Here is an 18,739-nt window from a genome sequence, read left to right as displayed (position 1 = left end):
CTCCTCCTCAACCGACCCGGGCCGCGGAACCGGCCAGGGTGCTCTCCTGCGCGGGCCCCGCCACCGCCGGCAGCCGTGGGGCGCCGAACGCCTTGACGTACGCCACCAACGGTTCGGCGGCGTAGCGGAACGACGCCAGGTCGACGAAGCCCCGGTCCCACGCCGCCGCTTCCAGCTCGTCGGCGGCACAGCCCCACAGCCGCGCGAAGCATCCGTCGACGACCTCGGTGCGGAAGTGCAGCCGGCCGCCCGGACGGCGCCGGTTCGTGCGCGGGACGACTGTGTCGTTCAGCGACGCCGCCGTCGCCGCGACCTGCCGAGCCGCGGCGAGCATCGCGGCGGTACGCAGCGGCGCCGCGACCATCCACAGGGCCAGGCTGCGGTAGGGCGTGGTGCCGAACGCCCGCACCAGCACCCGCAACACCGCCTCGCGGTCGTCGAGGTCCCGTTCCCGGTCGGTCAGCCAGTCCCAGCCGGCCGGCGTCGCACCGGTCAGCCCCCGCCGGCGGGCCACCTCGTGGGCGCGTTCCTCGACCGCCGGGTCGGTGACGTCGACCTCGGCCAGCCCCCCCAGCACCCCCCGCCGGTGCCAGGCCGGCGCCTCCGGGTGCAGCAGCATCAGCACCGCCGCGGCGTCCCGGTCGCTGACCCAGTGCCCGCCGACCGGCTGCCCGGCGAACCGGGCACGCCAACTGTCGAGGAACCGGGTGTGCAGGTTGTCGATCGGCTGGTCGCCGGCGTGCGCCGGGCACAGCTCGGGTGCGTCGTCCGCCGCCATCGACAGCAGCAGCCGCGCGTCGGCGCTCTTGGCGTCCCAGGGGGCCCGCCGCCGCCAGGTCAGGAACCGGTCCACCACGGCCGTCGCCTCCGGTGGCGCGGTGCGCTCCAACGCGAGGTACGACCGCCGCCGGAAGGGCAGCTCCCGGGCGATGTCCAGCAGCAGCGCGGCCTCGGCCGCGTCGAGCACATCGGCGGCGACGGCCCGGCGCAGCGCGACCCGGATGTTCACCAGCGGCTCGCTCAACGTGCGGTGGCCCTCCTCGGCGGGCCCGTGCACGACCGCCACCTCGTCGTCGCCGGTGACGACGCCGTCGCGGTAGAGCGCGAACACCTCGCCCACGCCACGCATCCCGAACTGCCACAGCTCGGCGGCGCGCAGCGCCCCCATGCTGGCGGCGCCGGCCACCGTCACCCCGCGGTCGAGCAGGTCGAGGATCTCCCGGTGGCGGACCGGCGGGTGTTGCAGGAAGTATCCGTCGACGACGAGGACCCGGTCGCCGGGGACGACGTCCAGGCGGAGCAGGTCGCCGTGCGCGACGGGCGGCAGCACCACCGCGTCGGGCAACAGCCGACCGACCTCGTCCGCCGGCAGGCTCGGACCGATGAAGACGACGTCAGTCACGCGACACTCCCGGTCGGGTACTCAGGGCCCGCTCGTCGAACATCCGCAGGCCCGGGGCGAACACCTTGCTCACCGGAATGCCGATGTCGTCGTGCGTCAGGTCGACGGCGAACGGCTCCACGCCGGTGATCCGCTGCACCCGCGACGCCAGCTCGCGCAGCACCTGGGTGACGTCCCCGGCGGGCGGCGCATCCCGGCGGACCGGCCGGACGGGGCGGTCGACGGTGGGCGGCGGCACCGGTGTCGCGCCGACGTCGTGGTAGGCGGTGGCGTCGATGTCGTCCCGGGCCCCGGAGACCATCACCAGCCGCGACTGCGCCGCCTCCGACATGGCCCGCCCGACGGCGATCTGCGGGTCCACGTGGCAGCCGAAGCCGCCGAAGGTGACCGGCAGGTCCTCCGACCAGATCGAGGCGGCGTAACACGGTACGTCGACGGCGTTGGTGATGTCGCACACCTCCACCCAGCAGCCGGCCCGCAGCAGCGCCTCGTGCACGGTGCGGGTCATCGCGTTGGTGGCGGTGCCCGGGTCGGTGTAGGTGCGTTCGTCCAGCGGCGCGGTGCAGTACGGCGCGATGCAGTCGCGTTCGACGACCTCCAGCAGGGCGTGCAGGCTCGCCTCGGCGAGGGTGTTCCCGGTGGCCAGCCCGTTGCTGCTGGGGGTGAACAGGGCGCGGTCCCAGCCGCGCCGGACGGTGAAGTCGAGTTCGATGGTGGCGCGGGGCACCAGGCAGCGTGCGCCGGTCACCAGCCCGCGGCCGGCGACCCAGTCGAGTTCGACGGCCGGGGTCAGCGGCGACCGCTCCGCCAGGTGCAGCCACCGGACGTCGTACGGCAGGTCGAGCGCCTCGGCCGGGGACCGGACCACGGTCCCCGGCCGGAGGTTCTCGGCGTGCCAGGACTCGATGCTCTCCATGACCGCGCTGACCCGGGCCTGCGTCGCCGTGGCGCCGGTGCCGACGCTCACCGCCATGGTGGCCCCGACCGGCCGGTAGGCGACGTGCACCGGCAGGCCGATCTCGTCGAGCCGGGTGATGTCGGCGACCCGGGTGATCCGGAACCGGTCGAGCATGCCACCGACCCGTGCCCAGGTCTGCTCCACCGTGGCCGTCCGGTAGGTGCCGGATCGGAACGCGATGGTCTCGGTCGTGTCAGTCATCGAGGCTCCCGACGGGGGGTGGGGAACTCAGACGATGAGGACGGCGATGATGTTGACGTTGTTGTCGGCCGGCGCGGCCACGCCTCCGGCCACCGTCTCCAGTTCGGCCTCGGTCAGCTCGTTGAGGTCGACCAGCGGCACCTCGGGCACGTGCAGCACGTGCCGGCCGGGCGTGCCGGACCAGTCGGCGACGATCTGCTCCTTGGTGTAGAGCGTGGCCGGCTGGGCGCGGTCGACCTCGACCGTGGCGCCGGGGGCCACCGGCAGGCCGGCCGCCGTGGCGTATCCGGTCGGGTCGGCGAGGAGCCGCTGCAGTTCCTCGTCGCTGCGCCACACCACGGTGACCAGTTCCGAGTACTTGGTCACGAACCTCGCGCCGTATTCCTGCTCGTCGTTGCTCATCGTTCGGTCCTTTCCTCGCGGATCGCTGCGGGACGGGCGGTTAATCGCTGTGCGAAAACGCTAAAAAGATCGAGGTTGGGTAATCAAGCATTTCTTCCGACTGCCATCAGAATCTGCCGCGCCGGCCGGCGGGCGGCAGACATCGGTGTCAGGTGCAGCAGCACGGGCAGCAGCAGGCGCAGCTGGAGTCCAGGCCGGCGACGACGCTGTCCAGCTCGTCCTCGGCCAGCTCCGCCTCGGCCACCGGCAGCAGCGACGGCACGAAGAGCACGAAGGCGCCGGAGGTCGCCGCCAGCTCCCAGGACTCGACCTGCACCTCAAGGTCCGGGTCGGCGTCGGCCACGTCCCGGACCACCCGGATCTGCACGTCCTCGGGCAGTTGGAGCCCGTAGCCGGCGAGGAATCCCCGCGGGTCCCGGTCGAGCGCCTGCTCCTTGGCCGGGTCGGCCCAGACGTCTGCGACCAGCCGGCTGTACGCGGCCACGAAGACCGCTCGATCGACAGGTGTCACACCCCTGCTCCCTTCGACGGCCGACCGCCGGCGGTGACACCGGGGCGGCGACAGGCAGCGCGGGGTTCCGGGCCGCCGGGTTCGCCCCATCGTCGGCCACCGACCGAGCCGGTCGGCCCACCTGGCGGGAATTTCATCGAATGTGGCCGCGAAAAGGTCACGTCACGGCGGAAGCCGGGTAATTGAGAATCAGCGGCATTCGGCGGATAACGATTCTAATGATGGTCACGACGATAGACAAGTAGTAATTCCTCGTCTGTCATCCGCCCGGTGCCCGCACTTACGCTGCGATCGTCGGACCGTCCACCGTGACAGCGGTTCGACGGGTGCCATGTGCCGTCACCGAGCGCTGCCGGAGGCCACCGTGACCATCGACGAGGTGACGACGACACCCGCCGGCCCGGCCGGGTACACCGTGGACGAACTCGCCCGCAAGGTCGGGATGTCGCCGCGCAACATCCGCGCCCACCAGGCCCGGCGGCTGCTGCCGCCGCCGGTGCGGCACGGCCGGGCGGCGCTCTACGACGACTCCCACGTGCGCCGGCTGGACGCGATCCTCGCCCTGCAACGGCAGGGCTTCAACCTGGTCTCCATCGAGGCGATGCTCGGGGTCCGGGTCAGCGACGAGGCACCCGACGGGCTGACCGCGATGCTGCAACGCCTGGCCGCCGACCGTCCCGCGCTGGCCCACGCGCTGACCCGGCACGGCGTGATCGGGCGAGCCACCGACGGCACGGTCCGCACCGTCCGCCCCCGCCCGCTGCGCGCCGCCCTGGAGCTGCACCGGGTACGGGTGGGCACGGTGCCGGCGCTGCAGACCCTCAGCGAGGTGCTGGACAGTCTCCGGCCGGTGGCCGACGAGCTGGTCGCCGCCGTCACCGCCCGGTTGCTGGTCCTCGCGCCGGAGCTGGTGCGCAGCGGCACCCGGCCGTCCTGGGCCGACCTCGACCGGGAGGCCCTGCTGTTGACCCAGGGTGTGGTCAACGTGCTCACCGAGGCGTTCCGGCTCGCCGTCGAGAACCAGGCGGAGGCGCACGTCGCGGAGCTGTTGGAGAACCACCTCGACACGGACGTGTGCCTGGAGGACAGCACCGTCATCGACAACGGCTGACCGGGCCGTCAGCCGGTCGCCGGCTGCCCGTCCGGCTGCCGGCCCTCCGCCACGGCGTCGGTCCGTTCCGGCTCGGTCAGCAGTTGCCGCCGCGCCAACCGGTGGAACAGCCCCTCGGGCTGGTCCATCAACTCGTCGTAGCTGCCCCGCTGGACGATCCGCCCCGCGTCGAGGACCACTATGGAGTCCGCCGCGCGGACCGTGGACAGCCGGTGGGCGATGACGACCCGGGTGGCGGCCAGCGCCGCGGTGCTCCGGGTGACCACCTCCTGGGTCCGGTTGTCCAGGGCACTCGTCGCCTCGTCGAGGAAGATGATCCGCGGTCGGGGAGCCAGCGCACGGGCGATCAGCACCCGCTGCCGCTGCCCGACGGAGAGCGTCCCGCCGCCGAACGGCACCATCGTGCTCATCCCCATCGGCAGCGCCTCCAGGTCGTCGGCGAGGCCGGCCATCCGCGCCGCCTCCCAGACCTGATCCAGCGGGAAGCTGCCGGCGCCGCAGATGTTGTCCCGCACCGAGCCGGCGAAGAGCTGGCCGTCCTGCAGGACCACGCCGCACTGCCGGCGGACCGCGTGCACGTCGAGTTCGGAGAGATCCTGGCCGTCGTAGAGCACCGCACCCTGCTGCTGGCGTTCGAAGCCGAGCAGCAGCCGCAGCAGCGTGGACTTCCCGCAGCCGCTCGGCCCGACGATGGCGACGAACTCGCCGGGGCGCACGTGCAGGTCGATGTCGACGAGCACCGGCGCCTCGTCCGGCTGGTAGGCGAAGGTGAGCCGGTGCAGCGTGATCTCGCCGCGCAGCTCGCCGGGGTCCACCCGGTCCGGCCGCGCCTCGGGGTCGGCGCGCAGGATCTCCCGCAGGCTGCCCAGCCGCGACATCGCCGCGATCACTTCGACGCCGGCCGACACCAGCACCAGCAGCGCGCCGAGCAGCATCGCGAAGCCGACGTTGAGGACGAAGAAGTCGGCCGGCGGGACCTGCCCGGCGAGCGGCCCGACCAGCACGGCGAACAGGACCAGTTGGCCGGCGACCGGCAGCACGGTGGCGAAGGCGACCAGGCCCGACTGGCTCTGCCGGACCCGTTGCAGCGACGCCCGGGCCAGCGCGGCCACCTCCGACCACCGCGCGTGGGCACGGGCCTCGGCAGCCGCCAGTTTGATCTTGACGATGCCGCCGAGGAGCTGGTTGGTCATCGCCGCCGCCCGGTGCTCGGCCGGCAACGCGGACCGTTGCCGGTGCACGATCAGCACGGCGAACGCGCCGAACGCGAGCGCGCTGACCACGACGATCCCCAGCCCCCACAGCCCGAGCACCGGCTCGACCACCAGCAGCATGCCGACGGTCACCGCGACGGTCGCCGCCGCCGAGACGATCTGCGGCAACAGCGCACTCAGCGCCTCCCCGACGAACGAGATCCCCAACATCGAGTTGGCGATCTCACCGCTGCTGCGGCCGGTGAAGAAGCGGGCCGGCAGCCGCATCAGCCGGTCCCAGATCGCCAACTGGGCGCCCGACTGCAACCGGCCGTCCAACCGCAGCAGCCGCAGGTTCTGCACCACCCCGACCAGGCCCGCGACCACCGCGGCGCTGAGCATCAACGCGAGGAAGCCGAACAGGCCGTCGACCTCGCCCTGGCGGGCCAACTGGCCGAGCACCTCGCCGGTGGCCAGCGGCACACCCAGGCCCAGCAGCCCCACGCAGGCGGCGGCGAACAGCAGGCCCCGCACGTCACGGCCCGCACCGACCAGCCCGGCCCGCAGCAGGTGACGCATCCGGGCGATGGGCGGCAACGGCGGCTGCACCTGGGTGGCCTCGGCGGCGAACGTCGCGGCCACCGTCGGGTCCACCGGGGCGTACGCCCGGGTGTCCGGGTCGACCTGGTGGTAGCGGCCCCGGCGGAACACCAGCGGCACCGCGACGGCGCGCTCCGGGTCGCCCCCGACCCGCCACCCCACCAGCGGCCCCAGGTCCCGCCGCCACCACCGCTCCGGTAGCCGCAACCCGCGCAGGAACAGGCTGGATGCTCGGGACACCGCGTGCACCGCCGCCCGGTCGTCCAGCGGCGTGCGGCTGCGGTCGGCCGGCTCGTTGACCGGGCTGCCCATGCCCTCGGTGACCACCCGGAGCACCGAGACCGCCCGCCCGTACCTGTCGAAGCCGGGCTCCCCGTCCGGGACCGGCACCGCCTCGCCCGCACCGATCACCCCGATCGACCGGCGGGCCGCCGCCGCGAGCACCGCGGCGTCGATCTGTCGGCGCCGCTCCACGGCGCTCAGCAGGGCCGCGTCGGCCTCCTCGATCCGGGTCTCCACCATCCGGAGCAGCCGGGCCACGTGCTGGTCAACCGCCGACGCGAGCTGACCGGTGACCAGCAGGTCCCAACTGCCGTGGCTCTCCACCGCGCACGGCGACTCGGCCACCACCCAGTCCCGGCCGACGACCAGCAGCAGCTCCCGCTCCCCGGACATCTCGGCCGGGCCGCCGTCGTTGCGCCGTAGCTGGCCGCCGGCGCTGCGCAACCACCAGGCTCCGCCGGTGGAGGTGAGGGCACTCCCCTGCGCCAGCGAAACGATCTCGCGTCCGCGCAGGGTGGACGCCTCCCGGGGCGCCTGCCCGCGGCGCAGCGCGTCGGCGATGGTGACCAGCACCAGGTCCACCGCCGCGACCAGTTCCGTCGCGGCGGTCCGCGCCCGCAGTGACGCCCCGTCGTCAGCGGTCCGGCCGAGCCGGACGTGCCGCTCCAGCAGGGACAGGCGCCCCCGGGACAGGCCACGCAACTCCGTGCCGGGCAGCGGCACCAGGATCAACTGCCACGCGCCGAGCGCGGTGGACGCCGGCACCAGGCCACCCGCGGGCAGCCGGGCCACGTGGTGGCGACGTGACGGGCTCAGCCCGGCCCGGCGCACCGCGAACAGGTCGGCCTCACCGCCGGTCACCAACCAGCCGGCCACCGGTCCGTCCAGCCGCCGGACCTCGCGTACGCCGTCGGCGCAGAAGCCGATCAGGCCGCCGGCCGGGGGATCCTCCACCGCGCCGCTCATCAGCGTCTCCTCGGGTCGTCCGTGCTCAGTGGTCCCGGACCAGGCGCGCGTACGCCCCGTCCCGGGCGACCAGTTGCTCGTGGGTGCCGCGCTCCACCTCCCGACCGCCGTCCAGCACGACGATCAGGTCACAGTCACGGACCGTGGACAGGCGGTGGGCCACGATCAGGCAGGCCGCCCCCCGCCGGCGCAGGTGCCTGTCGATCAGGCGTTCGGTCTCGGCGTCCAACGCGCTTGTCGCCTCGTCCAGCACCAGCACCCGGGGATTGCGGACGAGCGCGCGCGCGATCTCCAGCCGCTGCCGCTGTCCGCCGGAGAAGTTGCGGGCGTTCTCCCGCACCGGGCTGGCCAGGCCGCCCGGGCGGGCCGCGACCTCGTCGTAGAGGCACGCGTCGGTGAGCGCGGTGACGACGTCCTCGTCGGCGACCGTGAGGTCCCACATGGTGACGTTGTCCCGGACCGTCCCCTCGAACAACCGCTGGTCCTGGTCCACCATGGCGACGGTGGCCGCCCAGAGGCCGTCGTCGGCCGCCGGCCGTTCGAGGCCGTCCACGGTGACCCGACCGGTCCACGGCCGGTACAGCCCGGCGACCAGCCGGCCCACCGTCGACTTGCCGCTGCCCGACCGCCCGACGAGCGCCACCCGGGCACCCGGCGGCAGGTCCAGGCTGAAGTTCTCCAGCAGCGGGCGGCCGAGCGGGTTGTAGCCGAAGGTGACCTCCTCGATGCGCAGGTGCCCCTCCATCGGGGTCAACCGGCGGGGTCGGTCCTCGGCCGCGGGCAGCGGATACCGCTCCACGTCACGCAGCCGGTTCAGGTCGGCGCTCATGTCCTGCAGCCGCGAGCCCAGCGCGGTCAGGTTGCCCAACGGCCGGTTCATCGCCGCGGCCAGGCTCTGCATGCCGACCAGCACGCCGACGCTCATCGCCTCCGCCACGACCTGCCGGCTGCCCAACCCGAGCAGCACCGCGGTGGTCCCCGAGGCGAGGAACGCCGGCAGCACGGAGAGCACCGCCGTGGGCACCCCCAGCCGCTGCTGGCGGGTCGCGACGGTGGCGTGGCGAGCCGCGAACCTGGCCACGGCACGTTCCTCCTCGCCGCCGGCCTTCACCGTCTCGATCATCTGAACCGTGGTGTAGACGGTGGTCACCAGCTTGCTGCGGTCCGCCTGGAGCCCGGCGACGGCGGTCGACCGGGTGGAGGCGACGTAGCGCAGCACGCTGACGTTCAGCCCCGCGAGGACCATCGCGCACAGCCCGAGCAGCAGGTCGTACTGGCAGAGCAGCGCCCCGTACGCCAGCACCAGGCCGGTGTCCACGACGGTGGTGGCCGCCCGCCGGGTGAGCACCTCGGCGACCACGTCGTTGCTGCGGACCCGCTGGCCGAGGTCGGCGGCCTGCCGCTGGTCGAAGAAGGTCGGCGGCAGCCGCAGCAGATGTCGGAAGAACCGGGCGGCGCTGCCCAGGGCGAGCGCGGTCTCCGTCCGTACGGTCAGGCGTTGCTGGAGCAGGCTGGCCAGGAACGTGAGCACGGTGGCCACGGCCACCGCCGCCACCAGGCCGGCGAACGCGGCCCGATCCTCCTGCAACAGCACCCGGTCGACGAAGACCTTGGCCATCACCGGGATGGTCAGACCGACCACGGCGATCAGCAGGCCGAGCAGCAACATCTGCGCGATCGCCGAACCCGGCCCGCGCCACCGCTCGGCCAGCGCCCGGACCAGCCGGTAGCGGTTGCCGCCCGGCCGGAACTCCGGGCCCGGCTCCATGGTGAGCACGATGCCGGTGAAGGCGCCGTCGAACTCCTCCCAGCTCACCGCGCGGGGACCGGTCGCCGGATCGTTGATGAAGACCTTGCGGCCGAGCCCCTCCAGCACCACGAAGTGCTCGAACCGCCAGAACAGCACCGCCGGCAGCGCCACGGTGGACAGGCCGGCCAGGTCCATCTGGAAGCCCTTGGCCACCATCCCGTACCGGCGGGCGCCCTTGAGCACGGTGGCCGCGGTGGAGCCGTCCCGGCTCACCCCGCACACCCGGCGCAACTCCTCCAGGGGCACGTGCCGACCGTGGTGGGCGAGCAGGATCCCGAGCGCGGCGGCGCCGCACTCCACCGCCTCCATCTGGATCAGGGTGGGCGTGCGGACCCGTCGACGCCGGATCCGGGGCAGCTCCGGCGAGCCGGTGGCGGCGGTCGTCGGCGCGCTCATCGCCGCAGCAGCCAGTCGATCGGGTGTTCCCGGTCCACCGTGAACCAGGCGGTGACCTCGCTGGCCGAGTTGAGTTGGAACGGCGGCGGGGACTTGGTCCAGCGCAGGCCACCCGGGGCGGCCGGGTCGGGCTCCAGGGCGACCGTCACCCGGACCACGCTGCCGCGGGCGAGCAGCCGCCGCACGTCCGGCCCGGTGCCCAGGAAGGCACGCAGCGACGCCTCGGTCTCCGGGAACGCGCCGACCGTGGTCACCTGGCCGGCCAGTGTGCCGAACACGTTGCGCGGAGCCGACGCGGCGGCCACCTCGACGGGTACGCCGGGTTGCAGCAGCGGCGCGGCGACGGCGGGGGCATAGACGACGGCCTGCAACGCGTCCCCGGCGGTGTCGAGCCGTTCCAGGTCGGCCAGGTGTGAGCCCGGGGTGACGATCTCGCCCTCCGAGACCAGCCAGGCCACCACGTACGCGTCACCCGGCGCGTTCTCCACCCGCACCTTGCCGTCCTCCGTCCGCAGGCTGTAGAGCGGGGTGCCCTTGGTCACCCGCTGGTGCGGTGCCGCCCACACCTTGGTGACCTGCCCGCCGTCGAGCGCGTCGAGGGCGGAGATCCCGTTGGAGTGGATCAGCACCCCGGCCGCCTCGACGGTCCGGGGCACCACCGTGCGCACCGACCACACCCCCGCGGCGACCACGACGATGACCAGCGCGGTGGTGGCCAACCAGTTCGGCACGGTGGTCAGCCGGACCGCCCGGTCCAGTTGCTCGGGCGCCTCCAACTGGCGCAGCGCCTGCCGTCGGAACTTCATGGCCGGCCTGCCGTTGCGACCGCGCCGTCGACGCGACGCGAGCCGAGCAGGAAGTCGGCCACACTCGGCTCGACCAGCGGGTCGAGCCCGGACAACTCGGCGAATGCCTGGGAGTCCCCGGCGCCGAGGGCGCACGGCGCGAGCGCCATGGCGGTGGCGACGAGGTACATCTGCTGAGTCAGCACTCCCGCGTCCTTGAGAATCATGGCGTAGCTCATCCCTTCGTACTTCCACATCAGCCGCTGCACCCGGGCGGTGACGATCAGGACGGTCTGCGGCGGCCGGGGCATGGCGCCGGCCGCCCGGGCGTACGCCAGCAGCCGGTCGGCGGCCGGTCCCCAGCCGGCGACCGGCTCCAGCCGGTGCCCGACCGCGTCGTAGTGGTAGAGCCCGGGGTCGAGCCCGGCGCACCGCGCGACCAGCGGATAGATCTCCAGCTCGTAGACCCCGCCGCCGCCCGGGTAGGGCCGGTGGCCGACCTCCTGCCCGCCGGCCTCGCCGACCGCCGTGGTGTGCTGCGACCGGTGCAGGAACTCCGCCAGCCGCTCCACCGACAGCGGCGCCGCGTCGTCGTGTTCGCGCACGCTGCGCCGATCCGCGACGACCTGGCTGAACGCGGGATCGGCCTTGGCAATCGTCGCCAGGTCCGGCAGCGGCAACTCCACCGCCCGGCCCCCGTCGTAGGGGCGGCGCAGCGGTTGCGGGGCGAACCGCTCCCGCATCCGGTAGGTGCCACCCACCGGCAGCGCGTGCCGGCCGGCGCGGGAGCGGTGGTGCAGCCGCAGTTCCTCCGGCGACCAGTAGGCCAGCGGCGCGGCGTCGTGCTCCGCCTCGAACTCGGCGTCGGTGACCAGGATCCGGGCGGTGGCCAACTCGTCGAGCACCCGGCCGGCGGCCTCCGGCGGCACGCCGAGCGTGCGGGCCACCGTGTCGGCTGCGACGCCCGGCACGGCGGCGGCCAGCACCGCGCCGAGGGCGACGTCGGCGCAGCCGACCGCGAGGGTGCTCAGCGACGACGCGGCCACCAGCATGCCCCGTTCGTGCTGCAGGACGGCGAAGCGGGAGAGCCGGTAGCGGACCCCGGGGGCGTGCGGGCGGCTCTCCGGCAGGCTGCCCCGACCCAGGCCGGTCGGCATCAGGTCGAGCAACGCCCGGTCGTCGACCTGGACGCGGCGCTCCAGCCAGGAGTGGGCGAGCAGCCGGCGCAGCAGCAACTGCGCCGGCAGCACCCGGCTCTCCCCCTCCAGGCCGCTGATCAGCCGGCCGACCTCGACGTCGCTGATCCAGTCGGCGGCGAGTCGCAGCAGCAGCGCCCGCCGGCCCATGCCCGGTTTCTCCAGGGTGAGCTGGAAGCGGGTCTGCCGCAGGGTCAGCGAACCGTCCTCGTCGAGCCGCAGCTCCGCGTCGCGGCGCAGCCGGTAGGACTCCTGGACCGGAGGACCACCGACGGAGCCGCTCACGACGACCGCCGACCGTCCGGGTCCACCACGGTGGTCATCTCCACATCCCTCCCAGGTTCCCGGCGGGCCGGGAACGCCGGCTAGAAGAAAACGTTCAGCGGATTGGCCGAGGTCTCGCCGGCGGCCACCGGGCCCCGACCGAGGCGGGCCGGCACGTCCCACAGCCGGCCGGGGCCCAGCCGGCGCCAGAAGTGCCGCAGGCCCGGCACGACGACCTTCACCACCGCCAGGTCGACGTCCGGCCGGGACTGGTCGACGACGATCACCTCCAGGCCGGCTCGCTCGGCCCGGCGTACGCAACGACGCACGTCGTCCCCGACGTCGCCGGTGGTCAGCGTCGGGTGATCCGCGGCGGTGCGCGGCGCCCGGGCGGGGTCCGGGGACAGCCACGGCTGGTCGGCCACCCGCACCGTGCCGAACCAGCGGGCGGTGTCCGGATCGTCGACGCCGTACCGGTGGCGCGTGGAGGTCGGCCCGGGCACGGCGGGCAGGAACTGGTTCACCTCGGTGAGCGCCCGGCTCAGCGCGACCCGCGCGTCCAGGTGCGCGCCGAACCCGACCAGGACGTCCTCCGGCCCCCCGTCGGCCCGCCGGGACACCGCGGCGAACGCGGGTACGCCGAGGTCGGCGGTCAGGTCGAGGGCCCACAGCTCGCGGCCCAGGGCGGTCGCGTGGTGGTCGACGCAGGCCGCGGTCCACGGGTCGGCGAACGAGGCGAGGTCCACCCCGGGCATCCGGGAACGGTGGTACCACCACAGCGCCACGCTGTCGCGCTCCACGAGTTCGCAGAAGCCCTGCAGGATCGCCTCGGACAGGTTGCCGCCGGCCGCGCAGCCGTTCGAGTCGGCCGAGCAGACGCCCAGCCCGGTCAGCTCCGGATGCCCGTACCAGCAGTGCGCGGCGGGCAGCTCGCGCGGTGTCTGCCGGGTCAGCGACCAGCCGGTGGTCCAGTCCAGCTCCACCTCGTCGGGCAGCGGGCGGGGAATGCGGTGCAGGTGGCCCAGGTCGCGGTTGAGCCGGTCCCGTTCGGCGTACTGGCGTTGCGAGAACAGCAGCAGCTCCCGCAGGTGCACCGCGCGGTCCGGACCGAGCTGCCGGTAGGTCGCCCGGTGCACCGGGCGGTCGCCACGCCACACCCCGCAGTAGCGCTCCACCGCCTCGCCGATCGCGCTCATCCGGGCCTGCAGGTCGGTCCGGCCCTTGCCGCCGCTCTGCCCCCGCAGGTTGCGGCGCAGGGCGGCGAGCTGGCGGGGCTGGGCGAAGTTGTGCCCGGCCGAGTAGGTGTGGGTGACGCCGTTGTCGGTCGCCTCCAGCGGGGTCAGCCGGCTCACCACGCCCAGATAGCGGCTGACGTGGTGGGCGAGCGCGGCGTACGCCTCCGCGGGTTCCCGGGTGCGACCCTCCCCGACCCGGCTGGGCTGGGTGCCGCTCGGCGGCAGGTCGATCCGGGGCTCGGCCTTGCCGACGAGGTCGGGGTCGCCGCAGGCGGGGCACTGCGGTTGGCGTACCAGTTGGTGGCTCTCGGTGCTCAGGTCCCGGGTGTCCAGCGCGACCATCCGGCCGGTGAGCCGGGGCGACGTGCCCCGCACGGCGAGCACGGCGAGTTCGGCGGCGAGCAGCCCGGCGGCAGTGGTGGCCAGCCCGGGCAGGACCGCCCGGCCGGCCTGCGGCAGCGGATCGGCCAGGTCCTGCCCCCCGAGGAAGGCGTTCACCTGCTCGTTCTCCTGCCAGCGTTGCCGCAGGCAGGCCCAGCAGCCGGTGCGGCCCGGCACCAGGTGCGGGCCGAGGAAGACGACGTTGCCGTGCGGCCGGGCCAAGGTCCACGACCGGCCGACGGCCAGGTGACGGTCGTTGATCCGGGCCAGCCGGGGGTCGAGCATCGACGACGGCAGCACCAGCACCTGGGCGGCGCGCCGGTCGGGGTCCGGCCCGTCCGGCCCGACCACCGTCACGGCGAGCCCGAGGGCGCGCAGCGCGTCGGCGGTCTCGGCCACCCGGGGCGCCCCCAGGTCCACGATGGTGACCGGTCCCCCGGCCATCCACCGCCGCCCGGCGTCGGGCGGGACATCCCGGGCGTCCCAGCCGGCGGCCTCGGCCGGCGAGGTGTGCGCCGGACCGGACACCAGCAGGCCGTGGTCGCGGAGCCGGGCGAGGGCGGCGGCGACGGCGGCTACCGGGTGCCGGCCGGCCAGCCGGGCCACCACGTCGGCCAGCGGCGCGGCGCCGTCGAGCTGTGCGGCGAGGTCCGCGGCGACCGGATCGTCGACGAGCAGGCTGCGGGTCTCCCCGAGCACCACGAGCGGACCGTCGGGCAGCCGCACCGGCAGGTAGTCCGATCGGAAGCGCGGACGCCACATGGTTCCTCCCGAGCCTGGTGGCCGGACCGTGGCACCGCCGGCACCGCCGGCGATCACGGCTGCTGCCATCGTCGCGGTCCGGGGCGTCCGGGCCCGAGTGATGCCACCGGTTTCTGCCGTCCGCGGCGTCGCGTACGGCCGGTGCGGGGTCAGCCGGCGGTGACGGTCAGCGCGGTGTCGTTGAGCCCCAGCACCGAGGTGCCGGCGGTCTGCGCCGGTACGAGCAGCAGGAAGGTCTCCACCCGGGTGACCCGGATCGACTTCCCGCTCACCGCCGTGCGGTGGCCGGTGGCGATCAGGTCCGGGCTCTGCGGCACCATCCGCACGTCGGCCGGACCGTCGGGCGCCGGACGCAGCGTGTCGGTGGCGTGGATCGTCAGGAAGGTCAGCGTGCCGGCCGGCACGCTGACCGCGCAGTCCGACCACTCCGCCCGGTCCATCGTCCGCCGCACCGTCGCGCCGGCACCGGCGAGTTGTTGCCCGTAGACCTCCCAGCCGCCGGCGAACTGGCCGTCGAGCAGCGGGCTGGAGGCGAGCAGGGACCGGTTGCCGGTGGTCGACCCGATGCTGCGGGCGAACACCTCGGCGGCGAGCGCTCGCCGGCTGGTCTCGTCCAGGGCGGTGCCGCCGGACGTGGCCGGCCGGCCGCCGATGCTGCGGGCGGCAACCAGGGCCGGCTGGGTGATCTGGACGTTGTGGCTGAGCTTCCACTGGCCGTCGGCGCCGAGCACGAACTGGCTGACGTCGGTGGGGGCGAGTTCCGAGCCGCTCAGCCGGAGGGTGGCCGTGGCGAGGAAGCAGGCCGGTTCGCCGGCCGGCACCGCGAAGACCGGGTTGATGTGCTGGAACGACGGTTGCGGACGCTGGTTGTAGGCGGCCCGGCGGACCGCGGCGATGCTGAGGTCCAGCGAGGGAGAAACCTCCTGGGTCCGCAGCGCCTCGACGTCACCGGCCACCGAGGCGGCCGAGTCGGCCTGGTCGAAGGCGGTGAGCACCAGCGCAGCCCGGTCCGCTCCGAAGGCGGCCGGCCCGGAGGGCTCCGGGGTGGCCGCGTCCACCGGCTGCCCACCGCAGCCGGCGAGCACGAGCAGCGCCACCGCGGCGGCGTACGGCGTCGCCGGCACGAGGAAGGCGCGTGGGCTCCTGACGGATCTTCTGCCCAGCATCTCGTCCTCCGTCCAGCGCCGGCCACGGGAATCGCGTCCGCTGGTTCGAGTATGTGAGCGGCCGTCGGGTCACGCAGGCGGCGGCGCGGCCTCGTGCTGCCCGGCCCGCCGGCGTTGCACGGAACGACGTCATCGGGCCCGGATCGCGGTCACCGATCGGTGTCATCGAGCCGGGCGACCCAGGCGACCAGGCCCGGCCGGGACGCGACGCCCGCCTTGCGGTAGATCCGGGTCAGGTGCGCCTCCACCGTGCGGGGGCTGATGTTGAGCTGCCGCCCGATCAGCCGGCTGGTGGCCCCGGTCGCGGTCAGCCGCGCGATGTGCCACTCCCGGTCGGTCAGGGCGGCGACCGCGGGCGGGCCGACCGGGCGGGCCAGTCGCAGGCCGACCCGTTCCGTGCCGCACCACCCGGCCAGTTCGAGCGCCCGGCGGCGGGCCCGCGCCGCCGGGCCGGCCCGCTCCGCGGCTTCGGCCGCCCGGGCCAGCGAGGCCAACGCGAGACTGCGCCGCAGCACCATCCCGCCGGCGCGGAACAGATCCGCCGCGGTCTCCAGGTGCAGCAGCGCCGCCGCGACTTCCCCGCGGGCGAGCAGCACCTCGCCGTACGCCGATTCGGCGAAGCCCCGCTGCCCGGCAAGACCGATCTGATCCGCCTCGGCCATCGCCAGCCGCGCCTGCCGCTCGGCTTCGGGCAGCTCGCCCGCGGCGAGTGCGGCGGCGCAGAACAGCTCGCACCACATCGGCCGGAGGGTGCTCTGCAGGCGGCTCAGCCGGCTGTCGCCGCCGGCCGAGCGCACCAGCTCGACGCAGGTCGCCGGATCACCGGCGAGCAGCGCCGCGGTCGCCAGCGCCGTCGCGGCGGTACGACCGCACCAGGTGGCGAGGTCGGTGGCGAGGCCGACGGCGCTGCGGGCCAGCGCCACCGCCCGGTCGTCGTCGCGGGGGCCACCACGCCACGCCGTCGCCTCCGCCTCGAACGCCAGGGCGAAGCTCAGCAGGTGGCGACTGCCGATGCGTCGGGCGACGATGCCCGCCTCGGTGGCCAACTCGATGGCCGTGCCCAGTTCGCCGCCGTGGTAGGCCACCTGACTGCGGCCGAGCAGCAGCTCGCACAACCCGTCGTCCCGGTGCGCGGCACGGACGAGCCGCAGCCCCCGGTCGAGGTGCCGGACGGCGTCGGCCTGCCGTTCGAGGTACAGCTCGGTCAGGCCCAGCGCGGTCAGGCAGTCGGGATGGTCCCGCACGTCCCGGTCCGGCAGCGAGTCGACGATCCGGGCGCCGGCATCGCGCAGCCCCCGGGCGTCGTCGAGTGCGCCGTCGTGCGCGGCGGCCAGGCCGCGGACGGCCAGCAGGCCGGCCCGGTCCGCACCGGAGCCGCCGGGATCCGCGGTGAACGCGTCGGGGAGCCCGGCCACGGGACTACCGGCCAGGATGCCGGCGGCGCCGATCTCGGTGGCGAGTCGGTAGCCCCCGGCGGGTTCGGCGCCGGCCGGCATGGCGGCCAGCTCGCGCCGGCTGATCGCCGCCGCCTCCGCGTAGTTGCCGAGCAGGCGTTCCACGCGCGCCCAGAGGGCCACGGCCTGGGCCCGCCGCCCCTCCGGGTCGGCGGGGAACAGCGGCACGATCTCCTGGAGCAGGGCCCTGCTCTCGGCCAGGTTGCCCGCCTCCCCGGTGATCCGAGCCAGCGCGAGTGACACGTCCCGGCGACGCTGCGTCGAGCCGGCGGTCGGCCGCAGCGCCCGCAGCGCCAGCCGCAGCCACCGGATGGCCAGCTCCGGTGTCTCACGCCGGATCTCCTGCGCGGCCCGGCAGAGCACGTCGGCGCAGCGTTCGGCCCAGCGACCGTTGGGCAGGGCGAGCAGGCGCTCCGCATAGCGGGCCCGGTCGGCGGGGGGCGCACCTAGATCGACGAGTGCGGTGAGCGCCCGCGCGCAGGCATCCACCCGCCACGCCGGGTCGGTGTCCTGGGCGACCGCCATCCGCAGCACCGGGTGGCGAAAGGCGAACCGTGCGGTGCCGGAAACACGGCGGATCAGGTCGAGCCGGGCCAACCGCCAGCCGGCCTCGACAGCCAGTGCCGTCGGGACCTGCGCGACCTCGGCGAGCAGGTCGGCGCCGAACGGAGCATCGAAGATCGCCACGGCCCGCAGGCAGGCCAGCTCGACGGGTGGCAGGCCCGTCCACTCGCGGCGCAGCACGGCGACCGCCGCGTCGGACAGCCGGGCGCCCTGGGCTTCCCGGACCGCGTCGGCGCTGTCGAGAGCGGGGCCGCCCGGCAACGCCGCCAGGTAGCCGGGGTTGCCGCCGCTGAGGTCGTACCGGACGCGCAGCTCCGCCTGGTCGACGCCGGGGCGTAGGAGCGCGACCTCGGCGAGACTGAGCGGACGCAGTTCGATCCGGTCGTGCGAGGTCGGTTCCGCATCGGCCGGTGATCGGGGATCCGGCGGGCCGAACGGCATCGGGGTGGCCGTCTGCCGCGGGCGGTAGACGAGCACGAGCAGCAGCGGGGCGGGCACCGGATAGCGCATCAGGTGGGCGATCAGACCGGCGGAGGAGGCGTCGGCCCAGTGCAGGTCGTCGAGGACCAGCACCAGACCCTCCCGAGCCGCCAGGCCGATCAGCCGGCGGGCCAACTGGTAGGTCCGGAACCGCTGGGCGTCCGTTGCCGGCACCGCGGCGGCGGGCTCCGCCCAGATCTCCCCGGCCGCCCCGGTGGACCGCCCGGCGCTCAACCCGCGCCGGGACGGCTGCCGCTCGGTGAGGGCATGCCGGAACACGTGGAACGGGACTCCCCGCTCGTCCCGCGCGCAGGCTCCGACGGCCCGGGGCACGGTGGGGGCGCTCCGCGCCAGGGCCTCGCGGACGAACCGGGTCTTGCCGATGCCCGGCTCCCCGACCACCTCGCAGACCATTTGCCGGCCACGGCTCAGTGCGGCGGCCTGGGCTCTCTCGATACGCGCCAACTGTGGTTGCCGCCCGACGAAGCGCGGGCCCGTTGGCGCATTATCCAGCCCAGGTGTCATCACGCAGATCAGACGCTTTCCGGCACACTCCAAAGGGGATTGACCGCACTATAGCGGAGCATCACGAATGCCGAGAACACCCGACGCGACAGCCG

Annotated in this window: 12 protein-coding genes; 1 reads left to right on the top strand and 11 read right to left on the bottom strand. The window is 74.5% G+C overall.

What is annotated here, in order from left to right:
• Positions 1-7: 7 nt before the first annotated feature.
• The 4 genes from AB0H28_RS21095 to AB0H28_RS21080 form a co-directional block, all read right to left on the bottom strand.
• On the bottom strand, positions 8-1,402 hold the full coding sequence (locus tag AB0H28_RS21095; protein ID WP_358042592.1) for a TfuA-like protein: 1,395 nt from the start codon (positions 1,400-1,402) through the stop codon (positions 8-10).
• Complete coding sequence (locus AB0H28_RS21090; RefSeq protein ID WP_358042590.1) at positions 1,395-2,561, bottom strand: YcaO-like family protein; 1,167 nt, start codon at positions 2,559-2,561, stop codon at positions 1,395-1,397. Before AB0H28_RS21090 ends, AB0H28_RS21095 begins: the two co-directional genes overlap by 8 nt.
• Before the next feature lie 27 nt (positions 2,562-2,588).
• The gene (locus AB0H28_RS21085; protein ID WP_358042587.1) at positions 2,589-2,963 is read right to left on the bottom strand and encodes a hypothetical protein; all 375 of its coding nucleotides are present in this window, start codon (positions 2,961-2,963) and stop codon (positions 2,589-2,591) included.
• Positions 2,964-3,111: 148 nt separating this feature from the next.
• Positions 3,112-3,474, bottom strand: a complete 363-nt coding sequence (locus AB0H28_RS21080; protein ID WP_358042584.1) for a hypothetical protein — start codon at positions 3,472-3,474, stop codon at positions 3,112-3,114.
• A gap of 364 nt (positions 3,475-3,838) precedes the next feature.
• Between AB0H28_RS21080 and AB0H28_RS21075 the strand changes: the two genes are divergently transcribed.
• Complete coding sequence (locus tag AB0H28_RS21075; RefSeq protein ID WP_358042581.1) at positions 3,839-4,585, top strand: MerR family transcriptional regulator; 747 nt, start codon at positions 3,839-3,841, stop codon at positions 4,583-4,585.
• 8 nt (positions 4,586-4,593) lie between these two features.
• On the opposite strand, the gene AB0H28_RS21070 is transcribed toward AB0H28_RS21075, so the two are convergent.
• The 7 genes from AB0H28_RS21070 to AB0H28_RS21040 all read right to left on the bottom strand — a co-directional run bounded on the left by AB0H28_RS21070 (position 4,594) and on the right by AB0H28_RS21040 (position 18,644).
• Positions 4,594-7,626 carry an ATP-binding cassette domain-containing protein gene (locus AB0H28_RS21070; protein WP_358042578.1) on the bottom strand — a complete coding sequence of 1,011 codons (3,033 nt, stop codon included), beginning with the start codon at positions 7,624-7,626 and terminating at the stop codon, positions 4,594-4,596.
• Positions 7,627-7,651: 25 nt separating this feature from the next.
• Positions 7,652-9,832 carry an NHLP family bacteriocin export ABC transporter peptidase/permease/ATPase subunit gene (locus AB0H28_RS21065; protein ID WP_358042575.1) on the bottom strand — a complete coding sequence of 727 codons (2,181 nt, stop codon included), beginning with the start codon at positions 9,830-9,832 and terminating at the stop codon, positions 7,652-7,654.
• Complete coding sequence (locus AB0H28_RS21060) at positions 9,829-10,638, bottom strand: hypothetical protein (RefSeq protein ID WP_358042572.1); 810 nt, start codon at positions 10,636-10,638, stop codon at positions 9,829-9,831. The genes AB0H28_RS21065 and AB0H28_RS21060 overlap by 4 nt, the downstream gene beginning before the upstream one ends.
• Positions 10,635-12,098: a SagB family peptide dehydrogenase gene (locus AB0H28_RS21055; protein WP_358042569.1), complete on the bottom strand. Its 1,464-nt coding sequence runs from the start codon at positions 12,096-12,098 to the stop codon at positions 10,635-10,637. Before AB0H28_RS21055 ends, AB0H28_RS21060 begins: the two co-directional genes overlap by 4 nt.
• A gap of 80 nt (positions 12,099-12,178) precedes the next feature.
• Complete coding sequence (locus AB0H28_RS21050) at positions 12,179-14,455, bottom strand: TOMM precursor leader peptide-binding protein (protein WP_358042566.1); 2,277 nt, start codon at positions 14,453-14,455, stop codon at positions 12,179-12,181.
• 149 nt (positions 14,456-14,604) lie between these two features.
• Complete coding sequence (locus tag AB0H28_RS21045) at positions 14,605-15,621, bottom strand: hypothetical protein (RefSeq protein WP_358042564.1); 1,017 nt, start codon at positions 15,619-15,621, stop codon at positions 14,605-14,607.
• Positions 15,622-15,770: 149 nt separating this feature from the next.
• The gene (locus AB0H28_RS21040; RefSeq protein WP_358042561.1) at positions 15,771-18,644 is read right to left on the bottom strand and encodes an AAA family ATPase; all 2,874 of its coding nucleotides are present in this window, start codon (positions 18,642-18,644) and stop codon (positions 15,771-15,773) included.
• Between the last annotated feature and the right edge of the window lie 95 nt (positions 18,645-18,739).

Origin of the sequence: Micromonospora sp. NPDC050980 (assembly GCF_040653835.1) — a bacterium.
GTDB lineage: Bacteria > Actinomycetota > Actinomycetes > Mycobacteriales > Micromonosporaceae > Micromonospora.
Note: the sequence above shows the minus strand (reverse complement) of the source record. Positions and strands in the feature narration are given on the sequence as shown.